Origin of the sequence: Nocardiopsis mangrovi (genome assembly GCF_042653925.1) — a bacterium.
Classification (GTDB): Bacteria; Actinomycetota; Actinomycetes; order Streptosporangiales; family Streptosporangiaceae; genus Nocardiopsis_B; species Nocardiopsis_B mangrovi.
Genome location: NZ_JBHSFQ010000044.1, coordinates 18,447 through 36,690 on the forward strand (window position 1 = coordinate 18,447; position 18,244 = coordinate 36,690).

Below are 18,244 nucleotides of genomic sequence, written 5' to 3' on the forward strand. Positions count from 1 at the left end.
GGGTCACAGGAACGGGCGCAGCGGCGTGAGGATCAGCTCGCCGAGCTTGGCGACCAGCGGCCGAGCGCTCCACTCGTCCGAGGTGAGGCGGCGCGCGTTGGTGCTGTCGTTGCCGAACACGTCCTCCAGGTGCGCGGCCACTCCGCCGTCGAAGATCTCCACGTTGATCTCGTAGTTGCCGGTGAGGCTGAGCCGGTCGACGTTGGCGGTGCCGATCGTCGACCACTGGCCGTCGATGGTGGCGATCTTGGCGTGCACCATCGCGTCCTGGAACAGCCACAGGCCCACCCCGCCGCGCAGCAGCGCCGCGTAGAAGCCCCGCGACAGCCAGTCGGCCACCACGTGGTTGGAGTTCGCCGGCACCAGGATGCGCACGTCCACCCCGCGGCGCGCGGCGGCGATCAGGGCGCGCAGGATCTCGCGGTCGGGGATGAAGTAGGCCTGGGTGATGTAGATGCGGTCCCGTGCCCGGTCGATCGCTTCCAGGTACATCGCGCGGATCGGGAAGACGAGCAGCTCGGGCACGTTGCGGTGGGCGCGGATCCGGGGGTCCCAGTCGCCGGAGCCGACGTCGTCGAGCTCCGGCAGGGCGGCGCGGCGGTTGGCGTTCCAGAAGTCGCGGAACGCGTTCTCCAGCTCCCACACCGACGGCCCGGCCAGGCGGACGTGGGTGTCGCGCCAGGTGGTGGCGTAGGCGTCGCCCACGTTGTAGCCGCCGATGAACGCCACCTCGCTGTCCACGGCGAGGATCTTGCGGTGGTCGCGGCCGGACTTGCGGACGTTGAGCAGCAGCAGCCCCGGCCGGAACGCGGGGTAGCGGATGACGTGCACCGAGGGCGGGAACCGGAAGAACGAGCGGGGGACGACGAGGTTGGCGAAGCCGTCGTAGATGACGTAGACCTCGACGCCCCGTTCCGCGGCCTCGATCAGCGCCGTCTTGAACGCCCGCCCCATGCGGTCGTCCTTGACGATGAACGACTCGAACATGATCCGCCGGCGGGCGCCGCGCATGGCGTCGAGCATGTCGGTGTAGACGTCCTCGCCGTAGGAGTAGACCGTCACCGCCGTCCCGCCGACCTGGAGGTCCTTGGGCGCGGTCCGCGGGAAGTCGGCGCGCGGGGGGCGGACCAGCTTGCGCCAGAGGTCGAACGCGACGAGCCCCGCGACAACGACGGCCTCGGCGGCGGCCAGGCCGAGTGCGGCGCGCTTGACAGCGGTCCACACGGTGCTTCGTCGGGGCATTCGTCGTCTCCAGTCCAGCCGTCTCCGGCGGCGGCGATGCGCATCCGTCTCCATCGCGGGCCCGCGGCCCGCGCACACGGCCGCGCGCGGTCGGGCGCGGCCCGGTGCTGCCTGGGCGGCCGCGGCCGTCCCGACCGGCCCGCCTACCCCGATCGGCCGCGTTCCACCCGGCGCCGGCGGTGCGGCGGGGCTCCGGTCCGCCCCTCGGCCGCGTCTGGTGATCATCCCCCTATAGCGGACTCCGCACACCCCCGCGGTGCCGGGGCGCGGGCGGAGTTTGGAGCAGGACCGCGGATTCCTCTACCGTGGACCTCCACATCCATGGAGCGGCCGCGCCCCACGGTCCGGGGTGCCGGGGGGAGCCGGTGCGCCCGGGACCGGGACGCGCGGCGGGCGAGCGCCGGCCGGGCCGGCCGCCTGTGCGGTCGACGGCCCCGAGGGCGCGGACGCCCCGGCCCCGGTGCGTTCCCCGGCCGCGGCTCCGCCCCGAGAACGAAACGGCAGGTGCCGCATGCGGCAGGTGCGGGCCCGGGCATATCTCGCGTTGGCCCTGCTCAACGTGTTCGTTCTGGTCGCCGGGGTGGTGGTGCTCGACCTGGTCTCCGCGCGCCCGCGCACGGTCGTGCCCGGCCCCGCGGTCCCCACGGCGACGGTGCGAGCGCCCGAGCCGCAGGAGTCCGGGATCGCCCCCGCTGTGCTCGCGGAACGGGTCGACGCCGCCATCGCCGCCTCGGGGCTCGCGGGCGTCTCCGGCTACGTCACCGACGCCGCCACGGGCCGGGCGCTCTACGACCTCGACGCCGAGACCGCCTCTGTCCCGGCGTCGACCACGAAGGTGCTGACCGCGGTCGCGGCGCTGGACACCCTGGGCCCCGACGCGCGCATCAGCACGGAGGTCGTCCACGGCGCGGGGCCCGGCGAGATCGTGCTCGTGGGCGCGGGCGACCCCACGCTCACCGAGGTCCCGATCCCCGGGGGCTATCCGCGCCTGGCGACGCTGGAGGACCTGGCGGAGCGCACCGCGTCGGCGCTGGCCGCCGACGGCGTGGAAGCGGTCCGCCTGGGCTATGACAACGGCCTGTACACCGGCCCCGCCACCGGTCCGGGGTGGAAGCCGGGCTATATCACCGAGGGCAGCGTCGCCGAGGTGCACGCGCTCATGCTCGACGGCGGCCGGGTGGACCGGACGCAGAACTACGGCCCCCGCGTGGCCGACCCGCCCGCCACGGCCGCCGCCGCCTTCGCGCGGCGGCTCGCGGAGGCGGGGATCACGGTCGACGGCGATCCGGTGCCGGCCGAGGGCGCGGGCGAGCGCATCGCCGCCGTGGACTCGGCGCCGGTCTCGGCGCTGGTCGAGAAGATGATGCTGGAGAGCGAGAACCTGATCGCCGAGGCGCTGGTCCGCCAGGTCGCGATCGCCGAAGGGGCGGAGCCGTCCTTCGCGGGCGCCTCCGCGTCTGTCGCCGGCGTCGTGGAGCGGCTCGGCGTCACCGGTGCGCACGCCGCGGACGGCAGCGGACTGTCCGTCGACAACCGCATCTCCCCGAAGGCGCTGGTGGACCTGTTGACCCTGGCCGCCGACCCCGAGCGCCCCGGGCTGTCGTTCACGCTCAGCGGGCTGCCCACGGGCCACTTCACCGGGCACCTCGACGACCGCTACTCCCCCGCGAGCGGGGCCGGGGCCGGCGCCGGGACGGTGCGCGCCAAGACGGGGACCCTGGACGGCGTGTCCGCCCTGGCCGGGACCGTGCGGGACAAGGAGGGCAACCTGCTCTTCTTCACCTTCATCGCCAACGACCCGGCCGCCGAGGGCCGGACACTGGACACCTTCGCCGCCGCGATCGCCGAATGCGGCTGCGCGGCGTCCTGACCACCGCGGCGTACCCGGCGGCCGGGGGGCGCTCAGCGGCCGGGCGGCGCCGCTGACCTGGCCGGGGGGCCGCCGGGTGCGGCGCACTCGATGAGGTGGCGGCCGGCGAACGGGGTGATGGAGCGGACCTCCAGGCCCGCCCCGGCCAGCAGCTCGCGGTGCCGGCTCTCCGTCCGCTCCCCCGAGCCGAACACGTTGAACATGGTGAGGTCGTTGGAGACGCCGAAGGCGTCCCCGCCTCCGCCGTCCTCGGGCGCGAACAGCTCGGCGAGCAGCAGCCGCGCCGTGTCCCCCACCGCCTCGGCGCAGCGGCGCAGGATGGCGGCGCAGGCGTCGTCGGGCCAGTTGTGCAGGCAGTGGGCGAGCAGGTAGACGTCGCCGCCCTCGGGCAGCGGGTCGAAGAAGCTGCCCTCGACCGCCGCGCAGCGGCCGGACAGGCCCGCCGCCGCGAGGGCCGGGCGGGCGAGCCCCACGGCTTCGGGCAGGTCGAGCAGGGTGCCGCGCAGGTGCGGGTGGGTGCCCAGGAGGCTGATGAGCACGTCGCCGGCGCCGCCCCCGAGGTCGACGACGTGCCGGGCGTCGTGCCAGGGCCAGGCCGCGGCCAGTGCGGGGATCCAGCCGTCCGACCACATCGACACCAGCGAGGAGAACGATTCCGCGAACCCGGGGTCGGCCTCGATGTCCGCCCAGAAGGTCCGGCCGTGGACGATCCGGTACCCGGCCCGGCCCGTGCGGACCGCCTCGGGGAGCCCGGCCCACGCCAGGTTGATCCGCCACTGGGCGCTGTCGGGCCGCAGGTGCCGGACGGCGTCGGCGGGGTGGTCCTCGCGCAGGAGTTCGCCCAGCCGGGTGAGCCGGAACCGGCGCGGTTCGGGCTCGGTCACCAGGCCGCGCAGCGCGAGGTAGCGCAGGAGCCGCGTGATGCCGCCCGCATCGGCGCCCACGGCGCGGGCGAGGTCGTCGGCGCACTCGGCGCCGTCGGCGATCGCCTGCGGCAGGCGCAGTCCGAGCGCCGCGGCCATCGCCCACGGGGTGAGGAGGTCCAGCATCGACCGCAGCCGCTCCAGCTGCTCGGATAACGCTTCCCGTTCCGCATCATCGGCCATGGCATGCCCTTCCGCGATGACGACATCACTGAGGGTAGACCTGACCGTCGCCGTGCTGCCACGCCTCTCGGGGCGGGAGCCCGGGTTCCGGGCGTCCCCGAATGTGCAGGGTGCGGCGGGTGGCATGAGCGGGAGAGGAGGGGCGACCGGCCGGGGAGCGCCGGCGTTCCGTTCGGCCCGTACCGCGGAAGCCGGTGGCGGTCCGGGCCCGGAGCGCGTGGGCGTCCGTCGCGCGGGGACCCGTTCCCGCGGCGACCGGTCCGGCGATCCCCGGTCGGCGGCGCGCCCACCGCGCCGCGCGGCCCGGCCGGTCCGCCGAGCGGCGGGCGGATCGGCCGGGCCGGCGTCCGGATCAGCCGAGCACCCGGGCGAGCCAGCCCTTCCACGCGTCGTCCTCGGCGGCGCGGTCGACGCCGTCGGCGAAGAGGTGGTGGCCGACCACCACCGTGTCGCCGTGGCCGTGGAAGCGGTAGAGGGCGCTGTCGGTGCGCACCCCCAGGAAGTCCGGGTGGCCCGGCACGGTGTAGTCGGCGATGCCCTTGATCGGCGGCAGGCCCTCGGGGGCGAGCAGGACCCGCTCTCCCCGCGGCACGGATTCCGGGACGCCCAGGGCCTCGGCGACGCGGGGCCAGGCGCGCGAGCCGTCCGCGGTGCGCGGCCCTTCGGCGTAGACGAAGGTGCCGGCGCGCCCCGTGAAGTGCGCCAGGTATTCACCCAGCGTGTGCAGGTACATGTCCCATCCATGGCCGGTCTGGGCGACGTATTCGTCCCCCCAGTCGCCGCCGATGAAGCCGCTGTGCACGAACCGCAGGACGGTGCTGCCGCCCTCGCGGCCCTCGACGATGTACTCGAAGGCGTGGAAGGTACCGTCCTCGGCTTCGGTGCCGCGCACGCACAGCCGGGTCGGCGGCTCCCAGGCGGTGATCGTGCTCTCGTCGACGTCGCCGTGGACGGTCATCCGCATCGCGCCGCCCTCGCGGGGCTCGATCTCGTAGGGCCCCATGAACCACGACTCGATCCCGGGGCCGGTGGCGATCGCCGCCCAGACCTGTTCGGGGGTGGCGTCCAGCTCCACGTCTTTGCGCAGTTCGAATTCACGGCCCATGTCAAGACTCCTTCGTGGTTTCGCCGGCCGAGGGATGGACGGCGACGACCACCCGGTGGTCGCGCCCCTTCTCGGCGGCTTCGTCGTGGTATTTGGCGACCAGCGCGGTCACGGCGGCGGCCAGCTCCGTGGCGAACGCGGAGCGGTCGGCGGCGGTGGCGAAGCGGACCTCGCCGTCGATGGCGAAGGTCGCGACGCGCTGCCGTGCCCGCTCCGCGCCGGTGATCAGCGCGCCGACGTCGCGGACGAGCCGCGCCGCCACGGCCAGCAGCCAGCGTGCCGACAGCCGGTCGGGTGCGCGCGCCGGGTCGGGCTGGACCGCGGCGAGCGCGAGGGGCGAGATCACATAGGAGACCGCCGACGCCTGGAGCAGCCGCTCGGTGACGTTGCCCTTCCGCCGTTCTTCCACAAGGGCGACCAGTCCATGCCTCTCCAGCGCTCTGAGGTGGTAATTCACCTTCTGCCGGGGCAGCCCGACGCGGGCCGCCAGCATGGCGGCCGACGCGGGCTCGGCGAGTTCGGCCAGCAGCCGCGCGCGCACCGGGTCGAGGGATGCCTCGGCCGCGGCGGGGTCCTCGATCACCGTGACATCGTCCATGGGGCGAGACGATCCCACCGAACGATTTTTTTGTCAAGAAAACAGAAATCGTCGGTGGCTTCGGGGGGCGCACGGGCGCGCCGACAAGGGCGAACGGCCTGCGGCGTGGTATGTTCGCGCGGCATCGCGAGCGCGCGGATGCGGGCCGGCCCCGCACCCCGCGGCCGCGCCGGAGGGGGAGGACCGTGGGGATCAAGCGGCTGCTGACGCGCCTGGGCTGGGGCGGCGCGACGGTGGAGACCGTCCTGCGCGACGAGTCCGTACCGCCCGGCGGGACCATCCACGGCCGGATCGACATCGACGGCGGCGAGGTGGACCAGCACATCGACCGGCTCACCGCCGGCCTGGTCGTCCGGCTCCAGGACTACAGCGACGTGGAGTTCCGGCGCGTCGAGGCCGGCACCGCGTTCCCGGTGGCCGGGGGCGGCTCGGTCACCCGCGAGTTCACCATGGACGTGCCGTGGGACATGCCGGTCACCGTCCACCGCGGGCAGCCGCTCAAGGGCATGGACGTCGGCGTCAACACCCAGCTGCACATCGCCGCGGCCGTCGACCCCGGGGACTTCGACCCGATCGCCATCGCCCCGCTGCCGGCGCAGGCGGCCGTCCTGGACGCGCTGGCGGAGATGGGCTTCGACTTCTACAGCGCCGTCGTCAAGCACGGCCGGATCGCCGACGCCCACACCGGCGCCGGCACCGACCGCCAGCGCTCGCCCCTGTTCCAGGAGATCAAGTTCTATCCGCCGAGCGGTTCGCGCTCGCCGCTGGACAAGCTGGACCTCACGTTCGCGTCCGATGCCGACGCCACCGACGTCATCCTGCGCGCCGAGACCTTCGACGGGGTCATGGTCGACGCCGTGAAGACCTCCACGGTGTTCACCGCCGCCCACGGCGAGGCGGCACCCGACTGGCCCGCGCTGGTCACCGGCTGGCTGGCCGGCCTGCCCGCCCGCCGCGCCTGACCGAAACCGGCGCCGCGGGCGCGCTCCGCCGTCAGGCGAGGATGTCGGCCATCGTGGTCTCCTCGAAGCGGGTGAGGGCGGCGTGCACGGCGCCCGTGACCACGGCGCGGTCGCCCAGGGCGGACAGCTCCAGCTCGGGCGGGAACAGCACGCTGCCGGCCAGCGCCTCGGCCAGCGGGGCGCGCAGGACGTCGCCCATGCTGGACACCCCGCCGCCGAGGACCAGCAGCTCGGGGTTGAGCGCCAGCAGCAGGGGGGCGACCACCTCGGCCAGCCGGCCGCACAGCCGGTCCAGCACCCGCAGCGCCGCGGGGTCGCCGGCGCGGGCGCCGTCGGCCAAAGCCGGCAGGCGCGCGTCCTCCTCCCCCGCTGCGAAGGCGCGGCGCAGCGGCGAGTCGGCGGAGCCGCCCGGCCGCGCGAGCTCCTCTTCGGCCATGCGGACGATCGCGTGCGCGTTGACGTGCGATTCCAGCGGCCCGTATCCGGCCGGGGGCGGCTCAGGCCCCCCGTACCGGACGTAGCCGATCTCGCCGGCCGCGCCGTCGCGGCCGCGCAGCAGCCGCCCCCCGGTGGTGATCCCCGTTCCCAGCCGCTCGCCGAGCAGCACGAAGACGACATCGGAGCGGTCGCGCGCCACGCCGACCGCCTGCTCGGCGACCGCGGCGAGGTTCGCGTCGTTGTCGATGTCCAGCGGGCAGTCCAGGAAGTCGCGCGCCCACGCGCCGAAGTCCACGGCGTCCCACCCGGGCAGCGCGGGCGCCAGCAGGACGCGTCCGCGCCGGGGGTCGACCACACCGGGGGTGGCCAGGCACGCGGCGAGCACCGGCGCCGATGCGGCACCGCGGAGCACATCGCCCACGGCGGTGCGCGCCTCCTCCAGGCGCTGATCGGCGGGGGTGTCCGGGGAGACGCTGCGGCGGGCCGACGCCAGTTGGCGTCCGCGCAGGTCCGCCCGGCAGGCCGAGACCTTGTGCGCGCCGATGTCGATGCCCAGGACCCAGCCGGCCCGGGCGTTGAAGGCGTAGGTGCGCGCGGGGCGGCCGGGTGACGGGCGGCCGGTCAGCGGCACTCCTTCGGCCCCGGCGGCCCACCCCTGTTCGCTCAGCGACTCGGCCAGTGTCTCGACGGTGGGCCGGGACAGGCCCGTGACCTCCATCAGGTCCAGCACCCGCAGGGGCCGGTCCGCCGCGCGCAGCGCGCTGAGCACGGTCGCGGTGTTGAACTTGCGCACCCCGGTCATCGAGCCGGCGACCGGCTTGGTCATCGTGGCCATCCCCTTGGGCAGCTCGCACCGCGATCCGCGGTGAGAGGGGTGTTGACATCTCCTCACCGCATCCTATTCGATTTATAAATCGAATTTCGAAAAAGACCCGAACGGAGGCGGCATGGCCACGACGGGCCCGGGGCCACGGTTACGGGCGGGCGCACTCGCACTGGCGGCCGCCCTCACGGCGGCCGGCTGCGCGGGCAGCCTGCCCGATGAGGACACCGACGCCGTGGTGACCTTCGCGGTCACGCGCGGCGCCGGAGCCGACATGGCCGGCATCATCGAGCGCTACAACGAAGCCAACCCCGACGCCCGCGTCCGGGTGGTCCACCTCGCCGCCGACGCCGACTCCCAGCGCGCCGCGCTGGTCCAGGACCTCCAGGCCCGCTCCGGGCGCTACGACGTCCTCTACACCGACGCCGTCTGGACCGCCGAATTCGCCGCCCGCGGCTGGCTGGAGCCGCTCGACCGCGACCGCTTCGCCGGCCCCGGCATCCTGCCCGCCGCCGCCGAGACCGGGACCTACGAGGGCACGCTCTACGCCGCCCCCTTCTCCACCGGCACCGGAATGCTCTACTACCGCAGCGACCTGCTCGACGAGCCGCCCACCACGTGGCAGGAGCTGATCGACGCCTGCGCGATCGCCGAGGACAATGGCATGGACTGCTACGCGGGCCAGCTCAGCCGCTACGAAGGGCTGACGGTCAACGCCACCGAGGCCATCGCCTCGGCAGGAGGCCGCATCTTCGACGAGGACGGCGATGTCGTGGTCGACTCCCCCGAAGCCCGCGCCGGGCTGGCCTTCCTCGTCGACGGCCTCGACGAAGGCTACATCCCGCCCGCTGCGCTGACCTACCTGGAGGACGAGGCGCGCCTCGCGTTCCAGCGGGGGGACCTGCTGTTCATGCGCAACTGGGCCTACGCCTGGCCGGCCATGCAGGAACCCGGCCCCGAATCCCGCGTCCAGGGACGGTTCGACGCCGTGCCGCTGCCCGGACTCGACGGGCCCGGCACCGGGACGCTGGGCGGCAACAACCTCGCGGTCTCGGTCTACAGCGGACACAAGCCCGAGGCGCTGCGGTTCGTGGAGTACGTCCAGAGCCGGGACGTTCAGCACGAATGGATGGCCACCACCAACACCCCCACCTCCTGGACCGCCAACTACGAGGATCCGGAGCTGATGGACGCCTCCCCCCACCTCGTCCCCCAGCGCGAGGCCCTCGACAACGTGCAGCCGCGCCCGGTCTCGCCCCGCTACACCGACGTCACCAACGCCGTCCAGCGCCACGTGCACGCGGCGCTCACCGGCGACAAGACGGTCGACGAAGCGCTCGCCGACCTCCAGGCCGAGCTCGAACGGGTGGTGGAGACCTCATGACGGCCACCGGCACCGCGCCCGCCGCGCGGCGGCCCCCCGCCCGGCGCCGCGCCACCACCGGCGAGCGCGCGGCGGAACGGCGGCTGGCCGCCTGGCTGCTCGCCCCCACCCTCATCGCCCTCGCGCTGGTCGTGTGCTACCCGGTGCTGTCCGCGGTGTACCGGTCGCTCTTCGACGACCCGATCGGCGCCGAACCGTCGTTCGTCGGCCTGGCGAACTACGCCGACGCGCTGATCGGCTACGGCAGCGAGGGCTTCTGGGCCGCGCTGGGCAACACCGTCCTGTTCACCGTCGTCAGCGTGGTGGTGGAGACCCTGATCGGGCTGGGCATGGCGCTGGTCATGCACCGCGCGTTCCGGGGCCGGGGCATCGTGCGCGCCGCGGTGCTGCTGCCCTGGGCGCTGCCCACCGCCGTCAGCGCCGTCATCTGGGGGTGGATGCTCCAGCCCGAGGGCATCGTCAACGCGCTGGCGGGCACCGAGGTCGTCTGGGGCGGCTCCGAGTGGCCGGCGAAGTGGTCGATCATCATCGCCGAGGTGTGGAAGACCGCGCCGTTCGTGGCGCTGCTCATCCTCGCCGGGCTGCAGACCATCCCGCCCCACCTCTACGAGGCCGCGGCCATCGACGGCGCCTCGGCGTGGCGGCGCTTCACGTCGATCACCCTGCCGCTGGCCCGCCCGGCGATCGTGGTCGCCGTGCTCTTCCGCACCCTGGACGCGCTGCGCATGTACGACCTGCCGCAGATCCTCACCGGCGGCGCCAACAACACCGAGACCCTGTCGATGCTGGTCGTGCAGGCGGCCACCCGCGAGCTCAAGCAGGGGTACGGCGGCGCGCTGTCGACCATCACCTTCCTGTTCGTCTTCCTGTGCGCGTTCCTGCTCATCCGCACCATCGGGGCGAACGTCTTCGCCGGATTCAAGGGAGAGGCCACGCGATGAGCACCCCCACCGCGGCGGGCCGCCGCCGCACGGCCCGCCGGCCGGCCACCTGGGAGTCGTGGCTGATCGGCGGCGCCACCGTCCTGCTCGTCCTCTACTGCCTGGCGCCGTTCTACTGGATGTTCGTCTCCAGCCTGAAGGGCCCGGCCGAGATCACCACGAACACGCTGTGGCCCGATTCCCCCACCCTGGCCAACTACCGGGGGGTGTTCGGCGGGGTCAACGATTTCGGCTACGCCGTGCGCAACAGCCTGGTCATCGCCACCGCCACGACCGTTCTGGCCATGGTGATCGCCGTGCTCTCCGGGTACGCGCTGGCCCGGCTGCGCTTCCGCGGCCGCAACCTCGTGCTCGCGCTGGTGCTGGCCTGCTCCATGTTCCCCGGGGTCGCCATCGTCACCCCGCTGTACGGGCTGTTCAGCGACTGGGGGTGGATCGACCAGTACCAGGCCATGGTCGTGCCCAACATCAGCTTCGCCCTGCCGCTGGCGATCTTCATCCTCACCACGTTCTTCCGCGAGATGCCCTGGGAGCTGGAGGAGGCCGCGCGGGTCGACGGGTGCGGGCCGCTGGGCGCGTTCGGCCGCGTGATCCTGCCGCTGGCCACCCCGGGCGTGGCCACCACGGCGCTGCTGGTGTTCTTCGCCGCCTGGAACGAGTACCTGATCTCCAGCGTCGTGTCCATCACGCTGGCGTCCAACCCCGTGACCGTGGCGCTGGCGAAGTTCGCCGGCGACACCGAATTCCAGCAGCCGTTCGGATCGCAGATGGCCGCCGGGGTGGTGGTGACCCTCCCCTTGGTGGTCCTCATCCTGCTCTTCCAGCGGCGCATCGTCAAAGGACTGTCCGCGGGGAGCTTCCGGTGAGGCCGGAACCTCCCGCAGCCCAGGGAAAGGCGGGAACGATGGCACCGGTGCGGGTCATGATCGTAGGCGCGGGATCGCGCGGGGGCTCCTATGCCGAGTGGATCCGGCGCCACCCCGACGTGGCGCGGGTGGTGGCCGTCGCCGAACCGCGGGCGCGGTACCGCGAACCGCTCGCCGACGCCCACGGCGTCCCGGAGGAGGCCCGGTTCGCCGACTGGCGCGAGGCCGCCGCCCAGCCGCGCCTGGCCGACGCCGCCCTCGTGTGCACCCTGGACGACGCGCACCTGGAACCCGCGCTGGCCCTGGCCGACCGCGGCTACCACCTGCTGGTGGAGAAGCCGCTCGCGCAGACCCGCGCCGACTGCGAGGCGATCGTCGCCGCCGCGCGCCGCAACGACGTGCTGCTGGGGGTCTGCCACGTGCTGCGCTACGCGCCCTACACGCGGGTGCTGAAGGACATCGTCGACTCCGGGCGGATCGGGTCCATCGTCAGCGTCGACCACGTGGAACCGGTCGGGTTCTGGCACCAGGCGCACTCCTACGTGCGGGGCAACTGGCGCAGCACGGACCGGGCGGCGCCCATGCTGCTCGCCAAGTCCTGCCACGACCTGGACTGGCTGCGGCACGTCGTGGGCCGCGACGCGGTGTCGGTGTCGTCGTTCGGCAGTCTGAAGCACTTCCGCCGCGACCAGGCCCCGGCCGGGGCGGGGGAACGCTGCCTCAGCTGCGCGATCGAACCCGGGTGCGCCTACTCCGCTCCGCGCATCTACGGGCGCTTCGTCGCGGAGGGCCGCACCGGCTGGCCCCTGGACGTGCTCACCCCCGAGCCCACCGCCGAATCGGTCACCGAGGCGCTGCGCGTCGGGCCCTACGGCCGCTGCGTCTACTCCTGCGACAACGACGTCGTGGACCACCAGGTCGTCGCGCTGGAGTTCGACGGAGGGGCGACCGCGACCTTCACCATGGCCGCGTTCAACCGCGGCCGCCCCCGCCAGACCTCGCTGTTCGGCACGCTCGGCGAGGTGTACTGCGACGGCGACCGGATCACCGTCTACGACTTCCTCTCCGACTCCACCGAGGAGATCGACGTCGCCACCGCCAACAACGGACTCATCGACTCCGGGCACGGCGGCGGCGACAGCGGGCTCCTGGCGTCGTTCCTCCCGGCGGTGGCGGCCGGCGACCCCTCCATGGTCGCCACCAGCGGCGAGGACGCCCTGCGCTCGCACGTCCTGGTCTTCGCCGCCGAGCAGGCCCGCCTTGAGGGCCGGGTGGTGGCCCTGGCCGAGCACACGGGCTGACGCCAGGGGGCGGGCACGCCCGCCCGAGCACCGGTGGGCCGGACCGGGACGGACGGTCCGGCCCACCGGCCGGCCTGGTCGGGTCGGCCGCCCCGGACCCGTCCGCGAGCCGGACCGGGACGGACGACCCGGCTCACCGGCCGCGCTCGGCCAGCCAGGTGTGCAGAACGGCGGACGCCGACCCGACGTGCTCCTCCAGCATCGTGAAATGGTCGCCGGGGACACGGACCACCGTGTGCGGCGGCGCCCACCCGAACGGGTCGAGCACCGCCCCGGACCGGTCGGTGACCGGTCGCTCGGGGCGCAGGACGACCGTCGGTGCGGCGATCCGCTCGGGCCGCCACTCGGCGAACAGCCGGGTGTAGGCGCCCATGGCGGTCAGCCGGGCGCCGTCCATGACCCCGATCTGCTCCTCGCGCTCCACCACCCCCGTCTCGATGACCGGCAGGGTGACATCGTCGGTGGGATAGGGGGTGTCGAGCAGGGCGAGCGCGCGGGGGAACACCCCGTGCCGCTCCAGCCGGGCGGCGACCGCCGCCGCGACCCAGCCGCCCGACGAACGCCCCACTACGGTGAACGGTCGACCTCCGGTGGCGCGCAGGACGGCTTCGGTCTGCACGTCGACCACGGCGTCCACCGAGGCGGGCAGCGGCTCGGCGGCGGCGAACCCGGGCTGCGGGAACACGATGACGTCGCGCTCGCCGCGCACGGCGGCGGCGAACCGGGCGTATTCGTGCAGGCCCGAGATCATCACCAGGGACGGGAAGCAGACCAGCGCGGGGTGGTGGTCGCCCTGTGCCAGCCGCACCCCCTCCCCCGGACCGTCGCGGTAGCCCTCGGCCGAGGTGAACCGGGGACGCAGCCGCGCGGCGGCCTCCACAACAGCGATACCGTCACCGATCCGGCCCTCCGCACACGCCTGCCGGAACAGCGGCACGATCCCGGCGAAGGGGTCCTCCGCCGTATCCGCGGAGCCGGGCGTCGAGACGGCGGGGGCCGGGGACTCCGCGGCGGAGGCAGGGGCGGAGCCGGAGGAGTCCGGGACGGGGGCGGAGACGGAGTCAGAGCCGGCGGAGACGGCACCGGGAGCAGCGGAGCCCCGGGCGGAAACGGACGTGGCGGGGACCGGACGGCCATCGGGAACGGCCAGCAGCGGGCCGATATGGGCGGCGACGGCCGCGGGCGTCGGCCGGGTGAAGACGAGTCCGGCGGGCAGCCGGAGGCCGGTCGCGGCGGCGAGCCGGTTGCGCAGCTCGATCGCTGTGAGCGAGTCGAACCCGAGCTCCAGGAAACCGCGCTCGGCCGGGACCGCCTCGACCGCCGTGTGGCCCAGGACGGCGGCCGCCTGCTCGCGCACCAGGTCGGTGAGCGCCGCCCGCTGCCGGTCGGCGGGGAGCCCGGACAGCCGGCGCCGCAGCCCGACGGCACCGGCGAGAACACCTCCAGCGCCGGGAGCGGAACCGACCCCGCCGGAGAGGGCAACCGCGGCTCCGGACGGGACACCCCCCAGTCCGGAGTGGGCGCCCGCAGAACCCGGGAGGGAGTCAACGGGGTCGGAGACGGCGCCGGTGGGACCCGAGAGGACGCCCACGGGGCCGGCCGCCGCGCGGCGGCGCGTTGCGCGCACCAGCCCGCGGAACAGCGGGGGCACCCCTCCTGTGCGGACCGAGCGGGCCCGCACCCCGGCGAGGTCCAACGGGACGGCGAGCACGTGGGGCTCGCGACCCGCGACGGCGGTGTCGAACAGCTCGCGTCCCTGGCCGGTGCGGATGGGCCCGGCGATCCCCATGCGGGAGTATCGGGCGAGGTCGGTGTCGTCCAGGCCGGCGGTCAGGGCGCTGCGCCGCTCCCAGAGCCCCCACGCGACACACGTCGCCGGCAGGCCGCGGGCGCGGCGGTGGTGGGCGAGCGCGTCGAGGAAGGCGTTGGCGGCCGCGTAGTTCGCCTGACCGGGCGTGCCGAACACACCGCCGGCCGAGGAGAACAGGACGAACGCCGCGAGATCGCGGTCCTGCGTGTACTCGTGCAGGTGGAGGGCCGCATCGACCTTCGGCCGCAGGACGCGGTCCAGGCGCTCGGGGGTAAGCGAGGCCAGCACCCCGTCGTCGACGACCCCGGCGGCGTGCACGACGGCGCTGATCGGACGGTCGGCGGAGACCTCGTCGAGGACGCGCCACAGCGCCCCGCGATCGGCGGCATCGCACGCGGCGACATCCACCCGTGCCCCGAGGGCCGTCACCTCCGCCACCAGCTCCGCGGCCCCGGCCGAGGCCATCCCGTGCCGCCCGAGCAGCAACAGCCGCCGAACCCCCCGCCCTTCCACGAGGTGCCGCACGACCACACCCCCCACCATCCCGAAGGCCCCGGTGACGATGACGGTCCCCTCCCCGAGACCCACCGCTCCGGCGTTCCCGGATCCCGAACCACCTGCGGAAGCACCAGCATCCTCACCCGCGTGGTCCCTTCCCGCGCCGGCAGGGCCGTCGTCGCGGCCCGGCCCGGCGGCCGGGTGTCCCGGACCGGCTCCCAGAGGCTCCGGCCCCGCTTCAGCGGAGGCACGGGGCGCGCTGTCATCTCCTATGGCCGCGATGCCGGTGGGGCGCGACGCGGTCGCGTGGGATGTGCCGCCAGCGGGGACGGCCGTTCCCCGTCCCGGTTCTCCCTCTGCGATGGAGAGGTCGCGTTCCGCTGCTTCCGCGATCGCGGAGGCGCGTGCGTGCGTGCCCCGCCCGCCTGGGGTTTCTCCACTCGGCGGGGCGGTCGCCCGGGTCAGGCGGGGGGTGTGCAGGCGGCCCTCGCGGACGGCGAGTTGGGGTTCGCCGGTGGCCAGGGCCGCGTCGATGAGCGGCAGGGCCACCACCGGATCGTCGGCGTCGAGCAGGACGATCCTGTCCGGGTATTCGGCCTGCGCCGAACGGGCCATGCCCCACACCGTCGCGTGCGCGAGGTCGCGGACGCCCTCGCGGGACTCGGCGGCCACGGCGCCGCTGGTCAGCACCACCAACGGGACCACCACTTCGTCGGCCAGCCACGATTGCAGGAGGCCGAGCATCCGCCTGGCCGCCTCGTGCGCGTCATCGGCGGGGTTGGCCGACGCACCGTCAGCGGGCGTCCCGTCGGCGCCTGTTCCCGCCGGGGCCGGATCCTCCGGCAGGAACAGGGCGATGACGGCATCGGGCGCGAACGCCCCGGAGGCGATCGCCGCACCCAGCGTCGTCGAGTCCGGGTAGCGAATGGCCCCGTGCTCGCTCAGCGCCACCGCCATTTCCGGGGAGGCGTCGCCGAGGACCGCCCACACGGGCGGCTTGCCCGCGGTCGCCGGCTGCCACCGGAGCGGCGGCCACTCCACGGCGAACAGGTCATCGCGCGGCGGCGCGGACCGGAAGGTGAGTCCCGCCGGCCGCATCACCAGGGATTCGACGGTCACCACGGGCATCCCGGCGGGATCGGTGGCGCTCAACGCCACCCCGCCGTCCGCCAGCCGCGCCACCCGGACCCGCAGGCGCGTCGCACCCGTGGCGTAGAGCGTCACCCCGCTCCAGGAGAACGGCACCTCGACACCGGCGCCTTGGACCGGCACCGGAGCCGGGGCCAGGACCTGGGCCGGAAGCCGGCCTGGGGCAGAAGCCGGGCCCCGGGCCGGGGCACGGGTCCCGGCTTCTGCCGACTCCGCCGGCATCGCGTGACGGCCGCCGCCATCCGGCGCGGCAGGGGGGTGGCCGTCCGCCCCGCCCCGCAGCGCGGGGCGGCTCTCCGCAGCGCTGTCGGCCGACCGCTGTCCCGTCGCCTCCGCCTCTGCGCCGCCGGCGGTGGCGGCGGGCGCGGGTTCGTTCCCGCTCGCGCGCGGGTCGGGGCGGAGCAGGGCCGCGGCGTGCTGGGCGGCGTCGAGGAGAGCGGGGTGGAGGGCGAAGGCCGCGGCGCCGGCCAGTGGCGAGGCCGAGTCGGGGAGGGCGACGTCGGCGATGACCGCGGGGCCGTCGCGCCAGGCCGCGCGCAGGCCGCGGAAGGCCGGGCCGTAGTCGTAACCGCGCTCCGCCAGCATCGGATAGAGGTCGTCGACCGCGATCTCCTGGGCTCCGGGCGACGGCCGGTCCGCGCCGTCCGGCTCGGGCTCGGACAGGGCGGCGGCGGGGGTGAGCACGCCGGTGGCGTGGTGGGTCCACGGCACGTCGTCCGCGCCCGCGTCGTCGGACACCCGATGCGGGCGGGAGTGGATGTGGAGCGCCCGGTCCCCGTTCTCGCCCGGTGGGCCCACGGCGACCTGGAGCTGGGCTCCGCCGCGTTCGGGCAGCTCCAGTGGGGCGTGCAGAGTGAGTTCCGCGATGTGCGGGCACGCCGTGCGCTCCGCCGCGAGCAGGGCCAGCTCCACGAAGGCGGTGCCCGGCAGCAGCGGGGTGCCCAGCACCGCGTGGTCGGCCAGCCAGGGGTGGGTGCGCAGTGACACCAGCCCCGTGAAGAGGAACCCCCCGGTGTCGGCCAAGGGCACCGCGGCGCCGAGGAGCGGATGGTCGGTCCCGCCGACCCCGGCGCGCGGCGCGGCGCCTCCCGCGGGCGACGGGTCGAGCCAGTAGTTCCGGTGCTCGAAGGCGTAGGTGGGCAGGTCGACACCGACGGCGGATCCGCCGTGGACGGCCGCCCAGTCGACGTCCACCCCGGCGACGTGCGCCTCGGCGAGAGCGGTCAGGAACCGGTCCGGGCCGCCCTCGTCCCGGCGGAGGGTCGGCAGGACCGCCGCCGGCGCGTCCAGCTCCGCGAGGGTCCGGCGCATCCCGGCCTCGACCACCGGATGCGGTCCGACCTCGATGAACGCCGCGTATCCGCGCTCGCGGAGCGCGCGCACGGCCGCGGCGAAGAGGACGGGGCGCCGCAGGTTGTCGAACCAGTACCCGGCGTCCAGGGCGGTGCCGTCCTCGCGCTCGCCCGTGACCGAGGAGTGAAAGGCGATCTCCCCGCGCCCGGGCCGCAGCCCGGCCAGCTCCTCCAGCATTGGGGCGCGCAGCGCGTCGACGCGCGGAGAGTGAGCGGCGAAGGTGACGGGCACCCGGCGGGCGAGAACCCCGCGGGCGGCGCACGCCGCTTCCACCTCGGCGAGCGCACCGCGCTCACCCGAGACCACAACGGAGGCCGGGCCGTTGACGGCCGCGATCCCCACCCGCCCGGCCCACCTCTCCAGGAACCGGTCGGCGTCCTCTTCGGACAGGGACACCGCGGTCATGGCACCCGTGCCGGCCAGCTCGGCGATCAGTCGGCTGCGCACCGCGATCAACCGCGCCGCGTCCTCCAACGACAACACCCCCGCGACACACGCCGCGGCGACCTCCCCCTGCGAATGCCCCACCACCGCCACCGGACGCACACCACACGCCCGCCACACCCCCGCCAACGCCACCATCACCGCGAACAACACCGGCTGCACCACATCCACCCGATCCAACCCCGGCACACCCCGCCCACCCCCCAGCACCCCCACCAGCGACCAACCGGTATGCGGAGCCAACGCCTCCGCACACGCCTCGATCCCCTCACGAAAGACCGGCGACGCCTCCAACAGCCCCGACGCCATCCCCGCCCACTGCGCCCCCTGCCCCGGAAACACGAACACCGGCCC

12 protein-coding genes are annotated in these 18,244 nt (G+C 74.7%); 6 read left to right on the forward strand and 6 right to left on the reverse strand.

Annotation, left to right across the window (positions count from 1 at the left end; all coding sequences use genetic code 11):
* Window positions 1-3: 3 nt before the first annotated feature.
* A complete protein-coding gene (locus ACFO4E_RS27980; RefSeq protein ID WP_378579959.1) occupies window positions 4-1,242 on the reverse strand; it encodes a phospholipase D-like domain-containing protein in 1,239 nt (412 codons plus the stop codon).
* A 511-nt stretch (window positions 1,243-1,753) separates the two neighbouring features.
* Between ACFO4E_RS27980 and dacB the strand changes: the two genes are divergently transcribed.
* Complete coding sequence (dacB, locus tag ACFO4E_RS27985) at window positions 1,754-3,112, forward strand: D-alanyl-D-alanine carboxypeptidase/D-alanyl-D-alanine endopeptidase (RefSeq protein WP_378579961.1); 1,359 nt, start codon at window positions 1,754-1,756, stop codon at window positions 3,110-3,112.
* A gap of 32 nt (window positions 3,113-3,144) precedes the next feature.
* Here dacB and ACFO4E_RS27990 read toward each other — a convergent pair whose 3' ends face one another.
* The 3 genes from ACFO4E_RS27990 to ACFO4E_RS28000 form a co-directional block, all read right to left on the reverse strand.
* The gene (locus ACFO4E_RS27990) at window positions 3,145-4,218 is read right to left on the reverse strand and encodes a methyltransferase (RefSeq protein WP_378579963.1); all 1,074 of its coding nucleotides are present in this window, start codon (window positions 4,216-4,218) and stop codon (window positions 3,145-3,147) included.
* Window positions 4,219-4,570: 352 nt separating this feature from the next.
* On the reverse strand, window positions 4,571-5,323 hold the full coding sequence (locus ACFO4E_RS27995) for an SRPBCC family protein (protein ID WP_378579965.1): 753 nt from the start codon (window positions 5,321-5,323) through the stop codon (window positions 4,571-4,573).
* 1 nt (window position 5,324) lies between these two features.
* Window positions 5,325-5,921, reverse strand: coding sequence for a winged helix-turn-helix domain-containing protein (locus tag ACFO4E_RS28000; protein ID WP_378579967.1), 597 nt, complete (start codon window positions 5,919-5,921; stop codon window positions 5,325-5,327).
* A 185-nt stretch (window positions 5,922-6,106) separates the two neighbouring features.
* Here ACFO4E_RS28000 and ACFO4E_RS28005 point away from each other — a divergent pair, with 185 nt between their 5' ends.
* Complete coding sequence (locus ACFO4E_RS28005) at window positions 6,107-6,883, forward strand: sporulation protein (protein WP_378579969.1); 777 nt, start codon at window positions 6,107-6,109, stop codon at window positions 6,881-6,883.
* 31 nt (window positions 6,884-6,914) lie between these two features.
* On the opposite strand, the gene ACFO4E_RS28010 is transcribed toward ACFO4E_RS28005, so the two are convergent.
* Window positions 6,915-8,147 carry an ROK family transcriptional regulator gene (locus ACFO4E_RS28010; protein ID WP_378579971.1) on the reverse strand — a complete coding sequence of 411 codons (1,233 nt, stop codon included), beginning with the start codon at window positions 8,145-8,147 and terminating at the stop codon, window positions 6,915-6,917.
* 121 nt (window positions 8,148-8,268) lie between these two features.
* Between ACFO4E_RS28010 and ACFO4E_RS28015 the strand changes: the two genes are divergently transcribed.
* The 4 genes from ACFO4E_RS28015 to ACFO4E_RS28030 are packed head-to-tail and all read left to right on the forward strand — an operon-like array spanning window position 8,269 to window position 12,636.
* Entirely contained in the window at window positions 8,269-9,528 is a 1,260-nt protein-coding gene (locus ACFO4E_RS28015; RefSeq protein ID WP_378579973.1) for an ABC transporter substrate-binding protein, read from the forward strand.
* A complete protein-coding gene (locus tag ACFO4E_RS28020) occupies window positions 9,525-10,469 on the forward strand; it encodes a carbohydrate ABC transporter permease (RefSeq protein WP_378579975.1) in 945 nt (314 codons plus the stop codon). Before ACFO4E_RS28015 ends, ACFO4E_RS28020 begins: the two co-directional genes overlap by 4 nt.
* Window positions 10,466-11,335 carry a carbohydrate ABC transporter permease gene (locus tag ACFO4E_RS28025; RefSeq protein ID WP_378579977.1) on the forward strand — a complete coding sequence of 290 codons (870 nt, stop codon included), beginning with the start codon at window positions 10,466-10,468 and terminating at the stop codon, window positions 11,333-11,335. Before ACFO4E_RS28020 ends, ACFO4E_RS28025 begins: the two co-directional genes overlap by 4 nt.
* Before the next feature lie 38 nt (window positions 11,336-11,373).
* Window positions 11,374-12,636: a Gfo/Idh/MocA family protein gene (locus ACFO4E_RS28030; protein ID WP_378579980.1), complete on the forward strand. Its 1,263-nt coding sequence runs from the start codon at window positions 11,374-11,376 to the stop codon at window positions 12,634-12,636.
* Window positions 12,637-12,769: 133 nt separating this feature from the next.
* Here ACFO4E_RS28030 and ACFO4E_RS28035 read toward each other — a convergent pair whose 3' ends face one another.
* Window positions 12,770-18,199, reverse strand: coding sequence for an SDR family NAD(P)-dependent oxidoreductase (locus ACFO4E_RS28035; RefSeq protein ID WP_378579982.1), 5,430 nt, complete (start codon window positions 18,197-18,199; stop codon window positions 12,770-12,772).
* Between the last annotated feature and the right edge of the window lie 45 nt (window positions 18,200-18,244).